Annotated in this window: 18 protein-coding genes; all 18 read right to left on the bottom strand. The window is 42.8% G+C overall.

Annotated elements, in window-relative coordinates; all coding sequences use genetic code 11:
- Positions 1-3: 3 nt before the first annotated feature.
- Positions 4-768 (bottom strand): flagellar motor protein, encoded by a 765-nt coding sequence (locus EXT43_RS06970; protein ID WP_130166646.1) that lies wholly within the window; start codon positions 766-768, stop codon positions 4-6.
- Complete coding sequence (locus EXT43_RS06965) at positions 761-1,924, bottom strand: chemotaxis response regulator protein-glutamate methylesterase (RefSeq protein WP_130166645.1); 1,164 nt, start codon at positions 1,922-1,924, stop codon at positions 761-763. Before EXT43_RS06965 ends, EXT43_RS06970 begins: the two co-directional genes overlap by 8 nt.
- A gap of 62 nt (positions 1,925-1,986) precedes the next feature.
- Positions 1,987-4,290: a chemotaxis protein CheA gene (locus tag EXT43_RS06960; protein ID WP_130166644.1), complete on the bottom strand. Its 2,304-nt coding sequence runs from the start codon at positions 4,288-4,290 to the stop codon at positions 1,987-1,989.
- Positions 4,291-4,305: 15 nt separating this feature from the next.
- Positions 4,306-5,073: a protein phosphatase CheZ gene (locus tag EXT43_RS06955; protein ID WP_130166643.1), complete on the bottom strand. Its 768-nt coding sequence runs from the start codon at positions 5,071-5,073 to the stop codon at positions 4,306-4,308.
- Between the two features lie 17 nt (positions 5,074-5,090).
- Positions 5,091-5,474 (bottom strand): chemotaxis response regulator CheY, encoded by a 384-nt coding sequence (gene cheY, locus EXT43_RS06950; protein ID WP_016708035.1) that lies wholly within the window; start codon positions 5,472-5,474, stop codon positions 5,091-5,093.
- 40 nt (positions 5,475-5,514) lie between these two features.
- Positions 5,515-6,225: an RNA polymerase sigma factor FliA gene (locus EXT43_RS06945; RefSeq protein ID WP_130166705.1), complete on the bottom strand. Its 711-nt coding sequence runs from the start codon at positions 6,223-6,225 to the stop codon at positions 5,515-5,517.
- Positions 6,226-6,251: 26 nt separating this feature from the next.
- Entirely contained in the window at positions 6,252-7,112 is an 861-nt protein-coding gene (locus EXT43_RS06940; protein WP_054553259.1) for a MinD/ParA family protein, read from the bottom strand.
- Positions 7,105-8,586 (bottom strand): flagellar biosynthesis protein FlhF, encoded by a 1,482-nt coding sequence (gene flhF, locus EXT43_RS06935; protein ID WP_130166642.1) that lies wholly within the window; start codon positions 8,584-8,586, stop codon positions 7,105-7,107. The genes EXT43_RS06940 and flhF overlap by 8 nt, the downstream gene beginning before the upstream one ends.
- A gap of 20 nt (positions 8,587-8,606) precedes the next feature.
- Positions 8,607-10,718, bottom strand: coding sequence for a flagellar biosynthesis protein FlhA (flhA, locus tag EXT43_RS06930; protein WP_130052063.1), 2,112 nt, complete (start codon positions 10,716-10,718; stop codon positions 8,607-8,609).
- A 231-nt stretch (positions 10,719-10,949) separates the two neighbouring features.
- Complete coding sequence (flhB, locus tag EXT43_RS06925) at positions 10,950-12,080, bottom strand: flagellar biosynthesis protein FlhB (protein WP_130166641.1); 1,131 nt, start codon at positions 12,078-12,080, stop codon at positions 10,950-10,952.
- 9 nt (positions 12,081-12,089) lie between these two features.
- On the bottom strand, positions 12,090-12,869 hold the full coding sequence (gene fliR, locus EXT43_RS06920) for a flagellar biosynthetic protein FliR (RefSeq protein WP_058586387.1): 780 nt from the start codon (positions 12,867-12,869) through the stop codon (positions 12,090-12,092).
- Positions 12,870-13,139, bottom strand: coding sequence for a flagellar biosynthesis protein FliQ (gene fliQ / locus EXT43_RS06915; RefSeq protein WP_058586388.1), 270 nt, complete (start codon positions 13,137-13,139; stop codon positions 12,870-12,872).
- Between the two features lie 40 nt (positions 13,140-13,179).
- Entirely contained in the window at positions 13,180-13,920 is a 741-nt protein-coding gene (gene fliP, locus EXT43_RS06910) for a flagellar type III secretion system pore protein FliP (RefSeq protein ID WP_054553265.1), read from the bottom strand.
- Positions 13,921-13,924: 4 nt separating this feature from the next.
- A complete protein-coding gene (fliO, locus tag EXT43_RS06905; RefSeq protein ID WP_054553266.1) occupies positions 13,925-14,308 on the bottom strand; it encodes a flagellar biosynthetic protein FliO in 384 nt (127 codons plus the stop codon).
- Positions 14,305-14,706 (bottom strand): flagellar motor switch protein FliN, encoded by a 402-nt coding sequence (gene fliN / locus EXT43_RS06900; protein ID WP_054553267.1) that lies wholly within the window; start codon positions 14,704-14,706, stop codon positions 14,305-14,307. Before fliN ends, fliO begins: the two co-directional genes overlap by 4 nt.
- A 22-nt stretch (positions 14,707-14,728) precedes the next feature.
- Positions 14,729-15,820, bottom strand: a complete 1,092-nt coding sequence (gene fliM, locus EXT43_RS06895; protein ID WP_054553268.1) for a flagellar motor switch protein FliM — start codon at positions 15,818-15,820, stop codon at positions 14,729-14,731.
- A gap of 9 nt (positions 15,821-15,829) precedes the next feature.
- Positions 15,830-16,351, bottom strand: coding sequence for a flagellar basal body-associated protein FliL (gene fliL / locus EXT43_RS06890; protein ID WP_054562177.1), 522 nt, complete (start codon positions 16,349-16,351; stop codon positions 15,830-15,832).
- 72 nt (positions 16,352-16,423) lie between these two features.
- Positions 16,424-18,862, bottom strand: a complete 2,439-nt coding sequence (locus EXT43_RS06885) for a flagellar hook-length control protein FliK (RefSeq protein ID WP_130166640.1) — start codon at positions 18,860-18,862, stop codon at positions 16,424-16,426.
- Positions 18,863-18,894 lie beyond the last annotated feature (32 nt).

Raw genomic sequence — 18,894 nt, 5'->3', positions numbered from 1 at the left:
AAATTACTCGTCAACTAAGCTTGGGCGCTCTACACGGTACGCCTCAAGTTTTAGTTCGATATTTAGTGGGCTTTCACCTTGCGAAATAGCAATAATGCCTTCAGCAAGTAGTTCATGATACAGCATTTTTTGCTCAACTTGTTGCTTAAGTTTATTCGCCATCGGCAAGAATAATAAGTTAGCTAAACCAACACCGTAAATAGTAGCGATAAACGCAGTAGCCACACCGGCACCCAGTTTTTCAGGATCGGTGATAAATTGCATAGCCTGAATCAAACCGAGTACCGCACCTAGAATACCAATTGTAGGGCTATAACCGCCCATGGCTTCGTAAACTCGGCTTACCTCAAGTAAGCGCTCGCGTTCAAGCATTAAATCAATTTCAAGGGTATCTCTAAGCTTTTGCTCATCAACCCCATCAACAAGTAGACTCAAGCCTTTTGCCGCATACGGGTCTGAATGCGACAGCGCATCAGACTCAAGGGCTAAGTATCCTTCTTGGCGTGCTTTGTGTGACCAACGCTTTACTTGTTCAATGGCTGCATCAATATCGTGATACGGCGGAAAGAACACCCAATGACTGATCTTCAGTGTTTTAGTAAAAACACTTGCAGGGGTTTGAAGCATCACAGCCCCAAGCGTACCACCGAGTACGATGATAAGCGCAGGACCATTAAACAGTGCAGAAACAACCCCGCCCTCTAATGCATAACCAAAGGCGATGGCACTTATCGCGACAATTAAGCCAAGAAAAGATAGCTTATCCACAGCCAGTCTCACGCGTTAGGCGAGCTGCAACATCAGTGAGTGCTAAGCTCTCGCTCGCCAGCCCCGCATTTGCAACAGCTTGTGGCATACCATACACCACACTGGTTTTTTCATCTTGCGCCCAAATAGTAGCACCGACTTGCTTAAGCATACGCGCACCATCACGGCCATCTGCGCCCATGCCCGTTAAAACTACAGCTAGCACATCACCACCAAAGGTTTTTGCAGCACTAGCAAAGGTCACGTCAACGCTCGGTTTATAAGTAATACGCGGACTGTCGTCTTCAAACACACGCAGTGTGCGAGAGCCGCCTCGTCCTTCTATTAGCATTTGTTGACCACCTGGCGCTAAATAAGCGGTACCAGGCACTAAACGGTCACCATTTTGCGCTTCTTTCACATTGATTCTGCATAAGCCATTAAGGCGTGCAGCAAAAGCAGGTGTAAACGCAGCTGGCATATGCTGAATAAGCAAAATAGGATGCGGAAAGTTAGCTGGCAGCTGAGTTAAAATTGTTTGTAGCGCTACAGGCCCACCGGTTGATGTGCCAATAGCAACTAACTGATATTGCTTGCCCGAAGCGCGAATATTACTCGTACTCGAAGACGATACGGCAGGCGAACTAGCAGGAGCTGGACGGCTAAAGCTGCGATCAGGTTGAACAATACCGCTACTCGTATTTGCAGTGCTACTGCTCCTTGGTGCAGGAGCCGGAGTTGGTCGCGAAATAGGTGCTGGGCGCGAAAAACGAGAAAGGCGACGGCGACCAATTTCTTTTACTTTATTTTGCAAAAGTGCGATTGCATCTTCATTGTTGCGTGCAATGTCTTCAAATTTTTTCGGTAAAAAATCTAACGCCCCAGCATCCAGTGCATCTAGGGTTGCGGTTGCACCATCACGAGTGAGTGATGAGAACATTAAAATAGGAGTTGGTGTTGCTGCCATTATTTCTTTTACGGCACTAATGCCATCAAGAACCGGCATTTCAACATCCATAGTAATTACATCAGGTTTTAGTTCACGGGCTTTATCTACCGCTTCACGACCGTTTACGGCAAAACCTATCACTTGAATATTGCTGTCTTGCTCTAAAATTTCGCTTACACGACGGCGAAAAAAGCTTGAATCATCAACAACTAATACTTTGACTGCCATTGGCACTCTCTTGTTTTATATCATTCAAAGTGCAGCTAAATACTGCACTTTATTATTTATTATTAGCCAACGTAGTGTTTAAGCATGCTAGGTACGTCGAGGATCAGTGCAATCCCACCATCAGAAGTAATTGTCGCACCTGCCATACCTGGTGTGCCTTGTAATAAGGCATCTAAAGGTTTAATAACAACTTCCTCTTGACCTATTAACGAGTCAACTACAAAGCCCACTTGCTTAGTACCTATTTGTACAATAACCACGTGACCTTCTGCTTTACGCTCTTGGCGGTTGGCACCTTTTACTAACCAATGTTGTAAATAGAAAAGCGGGATCGCTTTTTCACGTACAATAATTGTCAGTTGGCCATCAACTACGTTAGTTTTAGTTAAATCAAGGTGGAAAATTTCGCTAACACCAGCAAGTGGTAATGCGAAGGTTTGCTCACCCACAACAACCATTAAGGTCGGTAAGATAGCAAGTGTTAATGGCACCTTGATTTCAAGTGCAGTACCTACTCCCAGCTCAGACTGAATATTAACCGAGCCATTTAACTGAGTGATTTTAGTTTTAACAACATCCATGCCGACACCACGGCCTGAGATGTCAGAGATTTCTTCTTTGGTTGAGAAACCTGGTGCAAAGATTAAGTTGTACGCTTCGGTATCCGACAAGCGACTTGCTTGGTCGTGATCAATCACACCTTTGCTAATTGCGATTTTTTTCAGTTTCTCAGCATCCATACCTGCACCATCATCACGAATGGTTAGTAGGATGTGATCACCTTCTTGTGATGCCGAAAGCGTTACGGTACCTGTACGTGGTTTACCTGCGGCTTCACGCACGTCTGGCATTTCAATACCATGGTCAACAGAGTTACGCACTAAGTGCACCAATGGATCAGCAAGTGCTTCAACAAGGTTTTTATCTAAATCGGTTTCTTCACCAACTAGCTGCAGGTTAATATCTTTTTTCAAGCTACGGGCTAAGTCACGAACAACCCGTGGGAAACGGCCAAATACTTTCTTAATTGGCTGCATCCGGGTTTTCATCACCGCGCCTTGCAAGTCTGCGGTTACCACATCTAGGTTAGAGATGGCTTTACCCATTGACTCGCTATTGCTGTTATTAGCAAGGCTCACTAAGCGGTTTCGGACCAATACCAGCTCACCCACCATATTCATGATTTCATCGAGACGTTTAGTATCAACACGTACCGTTGTTTCTGCCTGTGGTGGTGGCGCTTTTTTCGGTGCAGCAGAAGCAGCAGGCGATTTTTCTGGTGCTTTTGCAGGTGCTGGAGCCGGTTTAGGCGCTGCGGCAGCAGGTTTAGGCGCAGGTGCCGGTTTTGATACTGCAGGCTGTGCTGGTTTTGCAGGTTCTGCTTTTGGTGGTTCAGGCGCTTTTTCTGGCGCAGTCGTTTCTAAAGACTGAGGAGCAGTACCTTTACCATGTAATTCATCAAGCAGTGCTTCAAACTCGTCATCGCTAATTTCATCGTCTGAGTCATTGCTTGAAGGTTCTGCTGCAGACGCCTGAGGAGCAGCCTGTGCAGGCTTTGTAGCTTCAGGCTGAGCAGGAGTATCTTGTTTTACTTCACCAAAGTTACCAACGCCATGCAGTTCGTCTAATAAGCTGTCAAATTCATCATCGGTAATATCGTCACTGTCATTGCTTACAGTATCTGCAGCAGGTGCTGCTGGGCCTTGGCCTTTACCATGAAGTTCATCTAGTAGGCTTTCAAATTCGTCTTCGGTGATTTCGTCAATATTTTGTGACTCAGCGCTGCTATCTGCAAGACCGCCGCCATCAAATAACATATCAAACGCAAATGGGTCATCTTCATCGATGTTGTCTGTTGTTGTTTCTGCTGTAACTTCAGGCGTATCAACAACTGGCTCTTCAACTGCGGGTTCTTCAGGTGCAACTGCAACATCGTCTGCTACAGATAAATCTTCACCTGCAAGCTCTTCTGCAGTCGGTGGCTGACTTAATTTATGAAGGACTTCTAATAGGGCTGGGTCTGCAGGCTCTGGCTGTTCGCGATTTTGAATCGTAGCGAACATTTCGTTGATAGTGTCGAGAGCCTGTAAAATTACGTCCATTAGTTCTGGTGTTACACTGCGCAGACCTTGGCGTAATAAATCGAAAACATTCTCTGCACCATGACACGCATCTACAAGTTCAGTCATACTTAAGAAGCCTGCACCACCTTTAACAGTATGGAAGCCTCTAAAAATGGCGTTTAATAGATCTTTGTCTTCTGGGTTGTTTTCAAGCTCGACTAATTGCTCTGACAAAAGCTCTAAGATTTCTCCTGCTTCAACAAGGAAATCCTGTAATATATCTTCATCGACTTCAAAGCTCATGCAGCTACTCTCCTCTTAGAAGCCCAGGCTTGATAATAGATCATCGACTTCATCTTGTCCTGAGACAACATCATCGCGAGACTCTTTATCAATAATTGGCCCTTCAGGACCTGCTAGTGTGTCACTTGTTGCAGGTGCTTTTTCTATGGCCTGTTTTTCTTGTTGTTGATGACCATCTTCTTGACTGCCAAACACAGTTAAGAGATTAATTAAACTGTCTTCTACCTCTCGCACCAACTCAATAACACGGCGAATAACTTGTCCGGTTAAATCCTGATAATCCTGCGCCATCAGCACATTAGTCATCAAACCTTGGAGCTCATCGGTTTTGGTATGCGAGTTATTCATGAACTTATCTAAGCTATGACATAACGATTTAAATTCACCGAGTTCAATTTCTCGGTTCATTAAACGATCCCACGTAGGTTTGATTGCGGCAATTTCATCAGCAAGTTGTTGCGCTATTGGTAAACTTGCTTCAACCGCATCCATGGTTTTATTGGCGGCGCTTTCTGTCATTTCCATAACATAATTTAAGCGCTGCTTAGCGTCTGGGATCGCTTCGGTAGTTAAATCAGTGAGACGAGTATCTAGGTCAAAGTTTTTTAATGCTTCATGAAGCTGACGCGTCAATTTGCCGACTTCAGCAAACAACTCTGATTGTTCTTTTGATGCAGCGTCAAGAATGAGCTTATCCGCTTTTTCTTGTTCACCATTTTCAAGATACTCAACAAGTTGACGAGCTTGCTCTAAACTTATTTGAGGCGCAGCAAGTGCTGACATAAGCCTCTCCCCTTAGATTAACCTAGACGTTCAAACACTTTTTCCAATTTGGTTTTAAGTGTCGCAGCAGTGAATGGTTTAACGATATAGCCATTTACACCTGCTTGAGCAGCAGCAACAATTTGTTCTTTTTTCGCTTCAGCTGTCACCATTAAAACAGGAATATGCTTAAGGCTATCATCAGCACGAATTGCACGTAACAAATCAATACCTTGCATACCAGGCATGTTCCAATCTGTTACAACAAAATCAAATTCTTGATTTTGTAGCATTGGCAATGCTGTTGAACCGTCGTCAGCTTCCTGCACATTGGTAAAACCTAAATCCCTTAATAGATTTTTAATGATACGTCTCATTGTAGAAAAATCATCAACAACAAGAATTTTCATGTTTTTATCCAAAACATCCTCCGGTGAGGTTTGAACCTTTATTTACTTACTACTAATTAATCCAGTCATTGATTTTTGCTTTGAGCTTAATCATCGCCTGACCATGTATTTGACTCACACGCGACTCGCTAACATCGAGTATGTGTCCTATTTCTTTTAAGTTCATTTCGTCGTTGTAGTACAAAGACAAAACGAGAGCATCTCTTTCTGGTAACGATTGGATAGCCGTTAATAGAGACTGGTTAAACCGCTCATTTTTAACGTTATTAAACGGTTTGTCTAGTCCTAAATCCTGACCTACTGGTGTGATAACGTCTTCATCTACACCTAAATCTTCAATACCTAATACTTTACTCGAATTTACATCATGTAGAATATGATGGTACTCATCTAGCGTAATATCAAGTTTTTCAGCGACTTCAGTATCTTTGGGCTCACGATTTAAAGAGCTTTCTAATTCGGAAATGGTTTCAGCCACAAGGCGGGCATTTCGGTGAACAGAGCGTGGCGCCCAGTCACCTCTACGAATTTCGTCTAACATCGCACCACGAATACGAATTCCAGCGAAGGTTTCGAAACTAGCACCTTTGCTAGCATCAAAGTTTTTTGACGCTTCAATTAGGCCTATCATGCCTGATTGAATTAAATCATCGAGTTGCACACTGGCAGGTAAACGAGCAATTAGATGGCATGCCACTTTTTTGACTAAAGAGGCATGTTTTTCGACAATCGCATTTAAATTCTGTGCTGATTGATATCCCATCGCTTTATTCACCGATGTTGTCATAGTTAGCCGTTTACTAGTTTTTCAATAAAAAATTCTAAATGGCCAGACGGTTGATTAGGGATCGGCCACTTAACTGCTTTTGTTGCTAATGTTTTAAACGCCACCGCTGCCGGAGAGTTCGGGAATAATTCAACAATCACCTTTTGACGTCGCGTAGATTTACGCATGTTCTCGTCATAAGGAATGGTTGCTACCAACTCCATTGAAACATCTAAAAAACGATCCGTTACTTTTGAAAGTTTAGCAAATAATTCTTGCCCTTCACGCAAACTGCGCACCATATTGGCAACAATTTTAAATTTATATACGCCATGCTCACGGCTAAGCACTTTAATAAGTGCGTAAGCATCAGTAATTGAGGTAGGTTCATCGCATACAACCACAACAACGTCTTGGGCTGCACGAGAAAAGCTTAATACCATGTCAGAAATACCTGCGGCGGTATCAACAATTAATATATCAAACTCGGTGTTTAACTCGCTAAAAGCGCGAATAAGGCCTGCATGCTCAGATGGCGTTAATTCAACCATACTTTGTGAACCAGACGTCGCTGGTACAATTTTGATGCCCGCAGGGCCTTCAACAAGAATTTCGTCAAGCTCACACTCGCCTGACAAAACATGAGATAAATTACGTTCAACACGAAGGCCAAGCATTACGTCACAGTTTGCCAAACCTAAATCGGCATCTAATACTAATACACGATTTCCTTGCTGACCTAATGCGATTGCGGTATTGAGTGAAACGTTGGTTTTACCCACTCCACCTTTACCGCCAGTAACAGCGATAACTTTAACGCCACTATTATTATTTTGATTCATTTTGCGCAGGCCGCTTGCTTGATCTAATACTGTGTTAATCATACATCCCTACTGTGTTCGACGCTACTGCTTGACGTCTTGAATGTTGTGCTTTTGCTCGTTTTAAATACAATTGTTCAGCTTTTTTCACTAGTTTTTCAGCATTCGCTACGCGAATATCCTCAGGAACGCGCTGACCGTTAGTAAGATACCCTATTGGCAGGCGATTTTGAATCGCTATGCTAATAATCTCACCTAAACTTAAAGATTCATCCAATTTAGTGAAGATACAGCCACTTAGGTGAACCTTTTTAAAGTGTCTTACGGTTTCTTGCAACACATTTATCTGTGCTGTAGCACTTAATACTAAATAACTACGAATATCAACACGCTGATTACGCATTAGGGTATTTAACTGCTCAGTTAAACGTAAATCACGTTGGCTCATACCCGCTGTGTCTATTAATACTAGACGCTTATTACGTAAATGGTATAACACTTCAGCTAATTCATTCGCATCTTTTACCTGCTTAACACCACAGCCAATAATTCGACCATAAGTAGCCAATTGTTCGTAGGCACCAATTCTGTAGGTATCAGTGGTGATCAACGCCACTTTATCAGCACCATATTTTTGTGCACCCAGTGCAGCTAATTTTGCAACTGTGGTTGTTTTACCAACGCCTGTTGGACCCACTAATGCGAATACACCACCTTGACGCAGGATTTCGTTATTCGTTGTATGCATTTGGTTTTCAACCATTTGCAGAAGTGCTTGCCACGCTTGTTGACGTGATACATCGTCAGGAATGAAACACGCCATTTGCTCAGCAACATCACGTTCAATGCCCATACCTGCTAAGCGGTCAATCATACATGCACGAGTCGGATCGCGGCGCGCCATATCTTGTTGCATTAGGCCAGATACTTGGTGTTCAAGTAATTGACGAATCGCATTCATTTCTTCGCGCATGGTCGTCATTTCTGATTGATTCGCAGGTGCTGAGTTTTTGTGCTCGGCTGGTGAATCTAAATCATCAAAACCAGAATCTAAGTCGTCATCAAAACCTAAGCTATGTGCTTGAGTTTGTACACGAGGTGCTGCTTGCTGTTGATAACGAGGAGCTTGCTTATATTCAGGCTGTTGCTGCTCACAGCTTGGCTCTTTTGGTTGATAGTGTTCACTCGTATCAATACCAGATTGACTAAACATTGACGCAAGCTCTGGCGAACGAGGGCGTGGGGCTTGACGCTCAAGTAACGCTTGTAGGCTATCAGCAACTTTCGCTTGCGGCTCAGGTTTAGCACGCATTGGCTCAGGTTTAACAAAGTTATGCTCTGGAGCAGGTGCTGATTGTGCCACGGCTGGTTTAGCTTCGGCTTTCGGGGCTGCTTTGTCGTAATCAACAGCTGCAACGATTTCAACGCCGTTAGCAAGCTTTTTGTTCGACATAATAACCGCATCAACACCTAGTTCATCTTTCACTTCTTTCAGTGCTGTGCGCATATCTTTAGCAAAAAAACGTTTAATTTTCATGGTTCAACCCCTTTACTATCCTATTGTTGGCCTACTGAGCTGACAATCTTAATCTGTCTTTCGTCTGGTACCTCTTGGTAAGACATCACCCTTAAACCTGGGATGGTGTACTTAACGAAGCGAGATAACACAGTTCTTAACATTCCTGACGTTAACAGTATCGAAGGTTCACCGGCCATTTCTTGGTTTTGATGCGCTTCATTCAATGATTGTTGAAGTCGCTCTGCAAGGCTTGGCTCTATTCCGGCACCTTCGTCACCTGCATTCTGAAGTGACTGATGCAACATCTGTTCCAACTCAGGCGCCAAGGTTATGACAGGGATCTCAGAAGACATACCAACAGCGTCTTGAACGATTAGTCTGCGCAGTGAAATTCGCACTGCAGCCGTTAGTACATCTGGGTCTTGGCTACGTGGGCCATACTCAACAAGGGTTTGAACAATCGAGCGCATATCGCGAATTGCCACCCCTTCATTGAGTAAGTTTTGTAGCACTTTTACGATAGTAGTAAGTGGTAATACGTCAGGAACCAGTCCTTCAACAAGACGTGGATGACTCTTCGCTAACATATCTAGTAAGTTTTGAACTTCTTCATGACCAAGTAGTAAAGCAGCACTGTTAGTAAGTAACTGGCTGATATGAGTTGCAACCACAGTTGCAGAATCAACCACGGTATAGCCAAGTGATTGTGCTTCATCTTTTTGATCAGGTTTGATCCAAACCGCATCTAATCCAAATGCAGGGTCTTTTGTGGCAACTCCTTTGATTGGACCAAATACTTGGCCTGGATTAATCGCTAACTCATCACCATGCTTAAGCTCACCCTCACCGCTTGAAACACCCATCATAGTAATTCTGTAAGCGTTAGGGTCGAGCTCTAAGTTATCGCGAATGTGCACAGGAGGCACCAAGAAGCCAAGTTCCTGAGACAGTTTTTTACGCACACCTTTAATACGATTTAACAGTTCACCACCTTGAGATTGGTCAACAAGTGGAATTAAGCGATAACCCACTTCTAAACCAATAACATCAACTTGCTGAACGTCATCCCAACCCAGTTCTTTTTGTTCTTGTTTGTTGGCAACACCTGTACCTGGTGCACCACCATTTGCCTCTTGCTCTGCTTTTTCGGCTTCTGCTTTGGCTTTTTGTTGTTGTGTGAAATAAGCAAGGTAACCCAGTAATGCACCTAAGCTTAAAAATGCAATATGCGGCATACCTGGTACAAGACCCATGATGATCAAAATACCTGATGCGATATAAAGTGATTTTTCGTTACCTAGCTGTGTCTTAACTTGGTCGCCCATATTGTGCGATTCATTTTGACGGGTAACAACGATTGCGGTACCGATTGACAGTAATAGTGAAGGTAGCTGTGCAACTAGACCATCACCAATGGTTAGCAAGGTGTACACTTCCATCGCACGGCTGAACGATAAATCATGTTGGATCATACCAACAAATAAACCACCAACGATATTAATCACGAGAATAACGATACCCGCTATCGCATCGCCTTTTACGAACTTACTTGCACCATCCATTGAACCATAGAAATCGGCTTCACGAGTAACTTCTTCACGACGTTCTCGGGCTTGTTCTGCACTGATGAAACCGGCGTTCAAGTCAGCATCAATCGCCATTTGTTTACCTGGCATTGCATCAAGAGTAAAGCGAGCTGATACTTCAGAAATACGGCCAGCACCTTTGGTGATAACCACAAAGTTAATAATGATTAAAATTAAGAAGACCACTAAACCAACTGCATAGTTACCGCCGATAACCACCGAGCCAAAGGCCTCGATAACTTTACCGGCTGCATCTCCACCGTTATGACCTTCTAGCAATACCACACGGGTACTGGCGACATTCAGTGCTAAGCGCATGATGGTTGCAATTAGTAGAACCGCAGGGAACATACCAAATTCAAGTGGTTTCATGGTGTAAACAGTAACTAGTAACACCACCAGTGCTAACGCGATATTAAACGAAAATAGAATATCTAAAAGAAATGGCGGCAGGGGTAAAATCACCATGCCCAGCGCAGCAAGTACCATTAACGGCGTGCCGATACCCTTCGCATACTCTTTTTTATCTCTGTTAAGTTGTTGTAATACCGCTTTAAATTCCATAATTCAACAATTTCAAAAAATTGACACTACACGGAATTTGCAATAACTATTCCAAGTTATAAATTTATACCAATTCGCTTAATAAAGTGAGCAATTTTGAGGCAATAAAACCTCGTTGATAGCAAGGCAAAAATTTCGTTATTTAGTTGTTCTAAATCAGAAATTTTTAACGCAGATAGCGACAGGTTTAATCCCTCAAAATGATTATAGTATTATTGCGGATTGGTATTACTAATATTTGTAAGCATCGGGTATTGGGAGCTTTTTATTGAGTGGTACAGGACGTTTACCGCGCCCTTTTTGGAAGCGTTTTAACTGGAAAACATAAGCTAGCACTTGCGCAACGGCAGTGAATAGCTGATCGGGTATTTGATTGCCCACATCGGTGGTGTGATACAGCGCACGTGTAAGCATTGGTGATTCAACAATTGGCACGTCATTACCCTTGCCTACTTTACGAATTTGCATAGCAAGCTCGTCCACGCCTTTGGCAAGAACAATAGGCGCACCCGCTTTAGCTGTATCGTATTTTAGTGCTACAGCATAATGGGTCGGGTTGGTTACGATCACATCGGCATCAGGCACGTCTTGCATCATACGCCTTTGCGACATTTCACGCTGAGTACGGCGAATGCGCGCTTTTATTTGCGGATCACCCTCAGAGTTTTTGTATTCGTCTTTCACCTCTTGTAGAGTCATTTTTAACTGTTTATGGTGCTTATGACTCTGATAAGGGGCATCAATTGCAGCAATGAGTATTAAAGTACAGGTTAAGCCTAAGAACATCCAAGAGAGGATTTCGAGTGCATGGATAAAATTTCCGGGCGCGCTTTCAATGCTTAGATGCAGTATTTCATCAAAGAAAGTATTAATTAAGAACACCGCAAAACCTGCAACCACTACAAATTTTAAAATAGACTTAACTAGCTCTACTCCTGCTTGAGGGCCAAGCATACGCTTAATACCTTTAGCCGGCGACATCTTACTAGCCTTTGGTGCTGCCGCTTGCCAACTAAAGTTATAGCCCCCCAGTAAAGTGTTTCCAACAAAAGCGGCTATCACGATGATCAACACAAACATAGCCATAGGGAATAACAACGCATCTGCAACAATTCCCCACACTGAAAACATTTTAGTGGTGTCGTAAGTTTCATTACGATTAAGGCTTAATAAGCGCCCCATCACATTATAAAGCCCTTTGCCAATTTCAGGTCCATAAAGTAATAGTGACACTGCCGAGAAGATAAGTACAAACATGGTGCCTAGCTCTTTAGAACGGGCAACCTGGCCTTTTTTCTTGGCGTCGTCTATTTTCTTCCCGGTGGGTTCTTCGGTTTTTTCTTGACCAGAATCTTCAGCCATGGCGTGCTCCTAAGGTGTACAACCAACAAGGCTGCACATTAACTCAACCATTTTTAACCACTGAAACTCAAATTGAGTCATGAAGTTACCTAACGTCGCCCATATGATTACAAGACCAGCTACTAAGGTAAACGGAAAACCAATCGAAAAAATATTTAACTGTGGTGCCGCACGAGTCATTACACCAAACGACATGTTAATAACCAGCATGGCTGTCAGTGGTGCTAAAGCAAGCACCAAGGCTGTAGTAAACATCCAGCCGCCCCAAGTAACGATATCCCAGTAATGATCAACCGCCCACCAATTGCCATCAATTGGTAGCACTTCAAAGCTATGAATGACCATTTGAATCATCATTAAATGACCATTGAAAACAAAAAATAGTAAGGTAGCCAGAATCAAATAAAACTGACCAACTGCGGGAACGTTTAAGCCATTTGACGGATCAACAACGGACGCAAAACCAAGGCCTGTTTGCATCGCGAGTATTTGCCCTGCAAGGACAAATGTATTGAGTAGTAAGGTTGATGCAAAGCCTATGGCCACACCAATAAGCATTTGTTGAATGACCACGAGAATCATTTCAAAGGAGAATAGGTTATTAAAAGTCGCAGGGGGCAGCATAGGCACAGCAACAAAGGTTACCACAATCGCTAAACCTAGCTTGATTCGGGTTGGTACGTTTCTCGCGCCAAGGCCTGCCATGATCATAATCATTGAGCTAATACGCACTAATGGCAGCAAAAAGTCGCTGAGCCATTGAATAATGACCGCAAATGGAAATTCCATTTAGCCTGCTATCTCCGGTATAGACATCACTAAACGGGTAAAATAGTCCATAAGCTCTTGAGTGAACCAATGGCCACCGACAATAAGTGCGCTTATGGTAATTAGCAAACGAGGTAAAAAGCTTAAGGTTTGCTCATTGATTGATGTTGCCGCTTGGAAAACAGCCACTACAAGACCGACTAATAAGCCAGGTACTACGATTGCAGACACTAACTTTATAACTAAAAATAGCGCGTCACTGAGTATATCGACAAAAATTTCTGGTTCCATTTTGTCTCTCCTACCTAATTATGTGTCTTGAATTGCATTGTTACACCCCGAGCCCAAAGCTCTTCGCCAGCGTGCCCATCACAAGGCTCCAACCATCTACTAATACAAACAGCATAATCTTAAACGGCAAAGATACAATCATCGGCGAAAGCATCATCATACCCATGGCCATTAATACGGAGGCCACTACTAAATCAACTATCAAAAAGGGAATGAAAAACATAAAACCAATGATAAAGGCCGTTTGCAATTCGCTGGTAACAAACGCTGGGATCAATACAATCAACGGCGTGTCTTCTGGCGAATCTAATTGCTCATAACCCGCTATTTTCGCAAAGGTCTCTAAATCTTTTATACGAACTTGCGAGAGCATAAACGCTTTCATTGGCTCTTTGGCAAGTTCTAATGCTTGCACTGAGGTAACTTGTTCATTCAAGTACGGCTCAATGGCACGCTCATTCACCTGCTGATAAATTGGCGCCATAATAAAAATACTCAAAAACAGCGACATGCCTAACAAAATTTGATTCGATGGTGTTTGTTGTAAGCCTATTGCTTGGCGTAATATCGCCAGAACCACAATAATCCGTGTAAATGAAGTCATCATAATGACCGCTGCCGGAATAAAACTCAGCGCCGTCATAATCGCTAACACTTGTAGCGTCACGGAGTAATCTTGAGAGCCATCAGGGTTGGTGGTAATGGTCAGTGCTTCTATGCCTTCAGCGTTAACCGACGGCAAAAACAACACACTTGCTAAAATAAGTATCCACTTGATCATAGCGTTAATTCTTTTTATTTGAAGGTGATTGTGGGTTCAGCAACTTACCAAATTTTTTGGCAAGTTCTGGCAGTTCTTTTTCTTGTAATGGTGTTTCTAGTTTATGCAGGTAGTTAATACTATGCGGGGTCACACCAATTAAGTGCTGAGCGTTATCGATTTCAATGACCATCAAGCGCTCACGAGAGCCTAAAGGCAAACTGCGCACTACTTTAAATTCATCACTATTAGCAAGATTTGGATTTAGTTTTTTAACCAAAAAAGCCAAAGCAATAATAACCACCAGCACTAAAAGCAAAGACATCACCATAGACAGTAAATCTGCCGTCGGTGATGCCGTAGGAAATGCAGTGCTCGACGCACTTGTTAAAGCGACTAAAGCATTCATCGTAACTTTTTAATACGCTCAACTTGGCTGATAACGTCCGTTAAACGAATACCGAACTTATCGTTTACGACAACCACCTCACCATGCGCAATCAGGGTGCCATTAACCAATACATCAAGTGGCTCACCAGCGACTCGGTCTAGTTCTACCACTGAACCTTGGTTAAGCTGTAATAAGTTACGAATGTTGATTTTTGAACGACCCACTTCCATCGAAATAGTAACTGGAATGTCCAAGATGGTATCAAGTTTACGTTTTTCGTCGCCAGACAGCTCATGTCTTTCATCTTTTAACTCATCAAGCTCCGCTACAGCAGCATCACCTGAGCCACCCTCAGCTTCTTCAGCTTCGGCTAGTGCCGCAGCCCATTCGTCCATTGTATCTTGATCATCACTCATTATGTTTAACCTTATAAATCGACTACCAGTCTAAATCTACACCTTCAGATAGATGTAGATCTTCTTCTAGTTCTGCTAATTCTGCATCTGAATCCAGTTTTTTGCCACCTTTTGTGAACACATGTAGTTCTGACTTAACTGATTCAGGGCGTTTAATTTTTTCGCTAATTTGTAGTGCCACATTGTCACGAGAGCGGCCCATTTTCGCTCTAAAGGTCGGCAATTCTTCTACAAATACGGTGATATGTTCTGGCATTTCAACAGGGATAATATCGCCAGCTTTAAGCTCCATAATCTGTTGTAGCGTTAGATCAACTTCAAGCAATTGAGTCGATAAATCGACCTCAACATCCATGATCTCATCACGTAATGCTTTACTCCAACGTAAGTCAGTGTCTTCGGTGTCTGATTGCACACCGGCATCGAGTAATTCACGGATTGGCTCAAGCATCGAATAAGGTAATGCGATATGGAAATCACCGCCACCACCATCTAGCTCAATATGGAAAGAGCTAATAACAACCACTTCAGTTGGACTTACGATGTTAGCCATCGCTGGGTTAACTTCTGAGTCAAGGTACTCAAAAGACACATCCATTACCGGCGCCCATGCTTCTTTATAATCTTCGAAGATGATTTTAAGCAGCATTTGAACAATACGGCGTTCTGTTGGGGTAAATTCACGGCCTTCTATTTTTGCATGATAGCGGCCATCACCACCAAAAAAGTTATCCACTAAAATGAATACTAATCGGGCTTCCATGGTAATTAGGCCGGTGCCCTTCAACGGACGAAAACGTACCATGTTCAAACTAGTTGGCACGAATAAGGTATGAATATATTCGCCAAATTTAATCATTTGTACGCCGTTAATCGACACCTCAGCGGTGCGGCGCATCATGTTAAATAGGCTAATTCGCATATGACGGGCAAAACGTTCATTCACGATCTCCAAGGTCGGCATACGACCCCGAACAATACGATCTTGTGATGAGAAGTCATACTGTAAGGTATTACTGTCTAAGTCATCACCTTCGTGAATATCTTCCTCTTCGACTTCATCAACGCCATGTAAGAGCGCATCAATTTCGTCTTGAGATAATAAATCGCTCACGCTGACCCCTTATTGCATCACAAAGCCGGTAAATAATACCCGCTCTATCACTTTGCTACCTTCAACATCACTTAATGCTGATTGTACTTTTTCAAGTGCAGCAACACGTACTGACTCTTTACCTTCACTAGTACCTAATTCATCTGCGGTCGTTGTTGAAAGAACGCCAAGTAAGGTACTTTCGATAAGTGGAATATGCTTTTTGGCAGTTTCTTCGTTCACTTCACCGCGAACAAGTAGCTGAACTTTTATTTGTACAATTCGGTCGCGACTAGCACCGGGTACATTAAATACAAATGGGCGTGGCATTGCGACATACAGAGCCGAACCAATCTGTGCAGAGCTAGATGGTGCAGCAGCCTCTGTCACTGTGGTTTCATCTGCTAGGCTTTCTTCAGGGGCATCATCGCCCATAAATAAAAAGTAACCCGCAGCAGCACCCGCAATCAACACTACAGCAGCAATGATGATAATCAGCTTCTTTTTGCCTTTACCCGTATCTTCTATTTCTAAATTTGCTTCTTCGGCCATTGTCACTTCCCTCAAAGTTACAGCAAGCTGTTTATCGCGCTGTAACTATTTTATTTCTTATAATAGCAGGACTTATGCATAGTAATCTATTGATGATGAAGATTGTTGTCGAGAAGTTTCTGCGCTTTGTGCTGTTACTTCTGGCTGCTGCTCTTCAGCTTGTTGATTTCCAGCAAGCTGACCTTGCCCAGACTGCTCTTGTTGTTGCTCAGGGTTACCCTGCTGAATACTACTTTCACCAAGTTCAATACCTTGCTGTGCAAGCATTTCTCGTAAACGTGGCATTGATTGCTCTAAAGCTTCTTTAGCCTGCTGATTTTGAACAACAAAATTAATTTGAGCTTGCTCCGCATCGCTACGTATACGAATTTGCATACTGCCCATTTCTGGCGGATCTAAGCGAATTTCAGCTTCTTTATTATTAATATTTAGTAACGCGCTAACTCGCTCTTGAAGCATCTTTGCAGCATCACTTTTTATGATATTAATCGCTTGCATTACACCAGGGTCAACATTCACCGATTTAGATTGAGTCTGAGTTTGCGCAGTTGTTTGTGTATGCATTGTTTGTACGTCTAGTGCTTGCTCATATTGCTGATGAGCCATCTCATAGGCACCTGGTTGTGTTGTTGCATTTGCTTGAGTCGTTAGCTGAGTAAATAATTGAGCTACACGCACAGTAACAGTTTCCTGTGTACGTTCTGTATTAATTTTTGTATCAAGCTCTGTGGTTACTTCTTCACTAGCAACTACTTTTGTCACATCGGCTGTAATTTGCGCGGTATTATTTGGTTTCGCTTTATTATTTTCAACATTAACTGTTGCTGCGGTTACTGGCATCGCAGTACTGGCTGTTGCAGGGGCATTTATAGCCTCTGTCAGCACAGTTTGAGCTGCAGCCAATTTTTCGTACTGAGCAGTGCCCGGCGTTAACGTTTGCAGCTGAGTGTTCACTTTGTTTAACAATGCTTGCTGCTCATCCTTAGTCAGCGCCGTGATTTGCTTTTCTACACCTGTAGGTAATTTGTTATCGAGAGCCTTATTGTCAGCTAATTTAGCATCTTGTTTTGCCTGGCTTTCTTCAGCAATGTCTTGCTCTACAGCAAGTTGTGATACAGGACTCTGTGCAGCTTGCGTTGTAGGCTTACTACTGTTCACATCAGTCAATAGCAACTTGATTGTTGCCACCTCATCAGCACCGAGCTTATTATCAGCTTTAAGTTGATTTATTTGTTGCTCAAGTTGCTTTTGTTGCTCAGAGGTTAGCGATAAACCTTTAGCGAACTCACTTACAGCCTGCCCATCGCCACTTTGTACTTTGGCCAGCAAGCTAACGATTGACTTATCTGTTACTGGTTTATCTAAAACTGGTTTTTCTGTTACGGCTTGATCAATTTTGGCAGCTGCGTCAGCTGGTTTATCTGCCATTTTTGCCGTGCCAGCTTCAATGTTTTTAGCAATGCTTTGCTCAGCACTGAAATTTGCTGCCGTTTTGTCAGTGTAGCTTTGTGTTTGTTTTGAATTAACTTCAGCTGTTTTTGTATCTACTTGAGCATCGCTATTTAAATCTGCAACCACCTTATTTAAAACAGTTTTACTTGTCTCATTTGCCCCAAGTTCTTTGCCTTCAGATGTTTTTGTAGCGTCTGAATTCACAGCCTGTTTCTGAGCGCTATTTAACAGAGCGTCTACATCAACTGTGGTTTCTTTGTTGTCAGTTGCTTGTGTTGAACTGGCAAAGTTAGCTACTTGAGGCTTTGTATCAGGTGTATTAACAGCTGAAACACCCTGCTTTTCTTTGTCTGTTAATGGACCATCAACAATCGGAGTCACGCTATCTTTTGGTGGTAAATCGCCAATCGCTTTTAGCTGGCTATCTACCGCTGTCGCAACTTTAGACTTATGTAATAAGCTTGCTATTGAACTGTCGCCTTCAGCGTCGGCTTTTGAATCATCGGTTTGTGCAACGTCTGTCATCGGTGAAGGTATAACAGGTGTAATGGTATCGATTGGGGTTGGTTTTTTATCAACAACTACTGGGCTAAAGTCATTATTTTCAATCAATTTATTAACACGTGTACTCATAGCTTGAGCTGCATTAATTTGCGAAAGCAGTGAGTTTTCTTCATCTTCTACAAGTGCAAGTTCATCGCTTGGCTCTTTAGTTACAGCTTCATTACGAATATCTGGGCTTGTTTTAGATTGCTGCTGTGTAGACGTGGTAGCAGTTGCAACTTTAGCATCAGCAGTTGTGTTTTCATCACCTAATTTGGCATCTGATTTAGGCTCTTCAGAAATACTGATAGCTTTAGTTTCATCAACAGAATGAGTATCTGCATCACTTTTTGTTTGAGGGGTGGTATTTGCTTGCGCGTTTGCCGCTTCACTTGCTTCTGTAAGTGAAGTTAAAAAACTTAAGCCCGATGCTTTGTCGCTAGACTCTGAGTCTTTGCCTGAAAAACCAGTACCTTGCTCAGTTTTAACCTGCAAATTGATATCACTGATCGCCATAATTCACCTAAAACTAAAGAGGCAATTTGCCG

Source organism: Pseudoalteromonas sp. CO109Y (genome assembly GCF_004208935.1).
In the GTDB taxonomy this organism is placed as follows: Bacteria; Pseudomonadota; Gammaproteobacteria; order Enterobacterales; family Alteromonadaceae; genus Pseudoalteromonas; species Pseudoalteromonas shioyasakiensis.
The sequence above is the reverse complement of the archived record's forward strand: the minus strand, read 5'-3'. Positions and strand labels throughout refer to the sequence as shown.

What these genes read in the sequence shown, in the direction of transcription:
- EXT43_RS06940 (WP_054553259.1), bottom strand. Translation starts at nt 7,112, where the DNA reads ATGATTAACACAGTATTAGATCAAGCAAGCGGCCTGCGCAAAATGAAT.
- fliL (WP_054562177.1), bottom strand. Translation starts at nt 16,351, where the DNA reads ATGGCCGAAGAAGCAAATTTAGAAATAGAAGATACGGGTAAAGGCAAA.
- EXT43_RS06960 (WP_130166644.1), bottom strand. Translation starts at nt 4,290, where the DNA reads ATGAGCTTTGAAGTCGATGAAGATATATTACAGGATTTCCTTGTTGAA.
- fliN (WP_054553267.1), bottom strand. Translation starts at nt 14,706, where the DNA reads ATGAGTGATGATCAAGATACAATGGACGAATGGGCTGCGGCACTAGCC.
- fliO (WP_054553266.1), bottom strand. Translation starts at nt 14,308, where the DNA reads ATGAATGCTTTAGTCGCTTTAACAAGTGCGTCGAGCACTGCATTTCCT.
- flhF (WP_130166642.1), bottom strand. Translation starts at nt 8,586, where the DNA reads ATGAAAATTAAACGTTTTTTTGCTAAAGATATGCGCACAGCACTGAAA.
- fliR (WP_058586387.1), bottom strand. Translation starts at nt 12,869, where the DNA reads ATGGAATTTCCATTTGCGGTCATTATTCAATGGCTCAGCGACTTTTTG.
- fliP (WP_054553265.1), bottom strand. Translation starts at nt 13,920, where the DNA reads ATGATCAAGTGGATACTTATTTTAGCAAGTGTGTTGTTTTTGCCGTCG.
- EXT43_RS06885 (WP_130166640.1), bottom strand. Translation starts at nt 18,862, where the DNA reads ATGGCGATCAGTGATATCAATTTGCAGGTTAAAACTGAGCAAGGTACT.
- EXT43_RS06945 (WP_130166705.1), bottom strand. Translation starts at nt 6,225, where the DNA reads ATGGGATATCAATCAGCACAGAATTTAAATGCGATTGTCGAAAAACAT.
- fliQ (WP_058586388.1), bottom strand. Translation starts at nt 13,139, where the DNA reads ATGGAACCAGAAATTTTTGTCGATATACTCAGTGACGCGCTATTTTTA.
- flhB (WP_130166641.1), bottom strand. Translation starts at nt 12,080, where the DNA reads ATGGCTGAAGATTCTGGTCAAGAAAAAACCGAAGAACCCACCGGGAAG.
- EXT43_RS06955 (WP_130166643.1), bottom strand. Translation starts at nt 5,073, where the DNA reads ATGTCAGCACTTGCTGCGCCTCAAATAAGTTTAGAGCAAGCTCGTCAA.
- EXT43_RS06965 (WP_130166645.1), bottom strand. Translation starts at nt 1,924, where the DNA reads ATGGCAGTCAAAGTATTAGTTGTTGATGATTCAAGCTTTTTTCGCCGT.
- flhA (WP_130052063.1), bottom strand. Translation starts at nt 10,718, where the DNA reads ATGGAATTTAAAGCGGTATTACAACAACTTAACAGAGATAAAAAAGAG.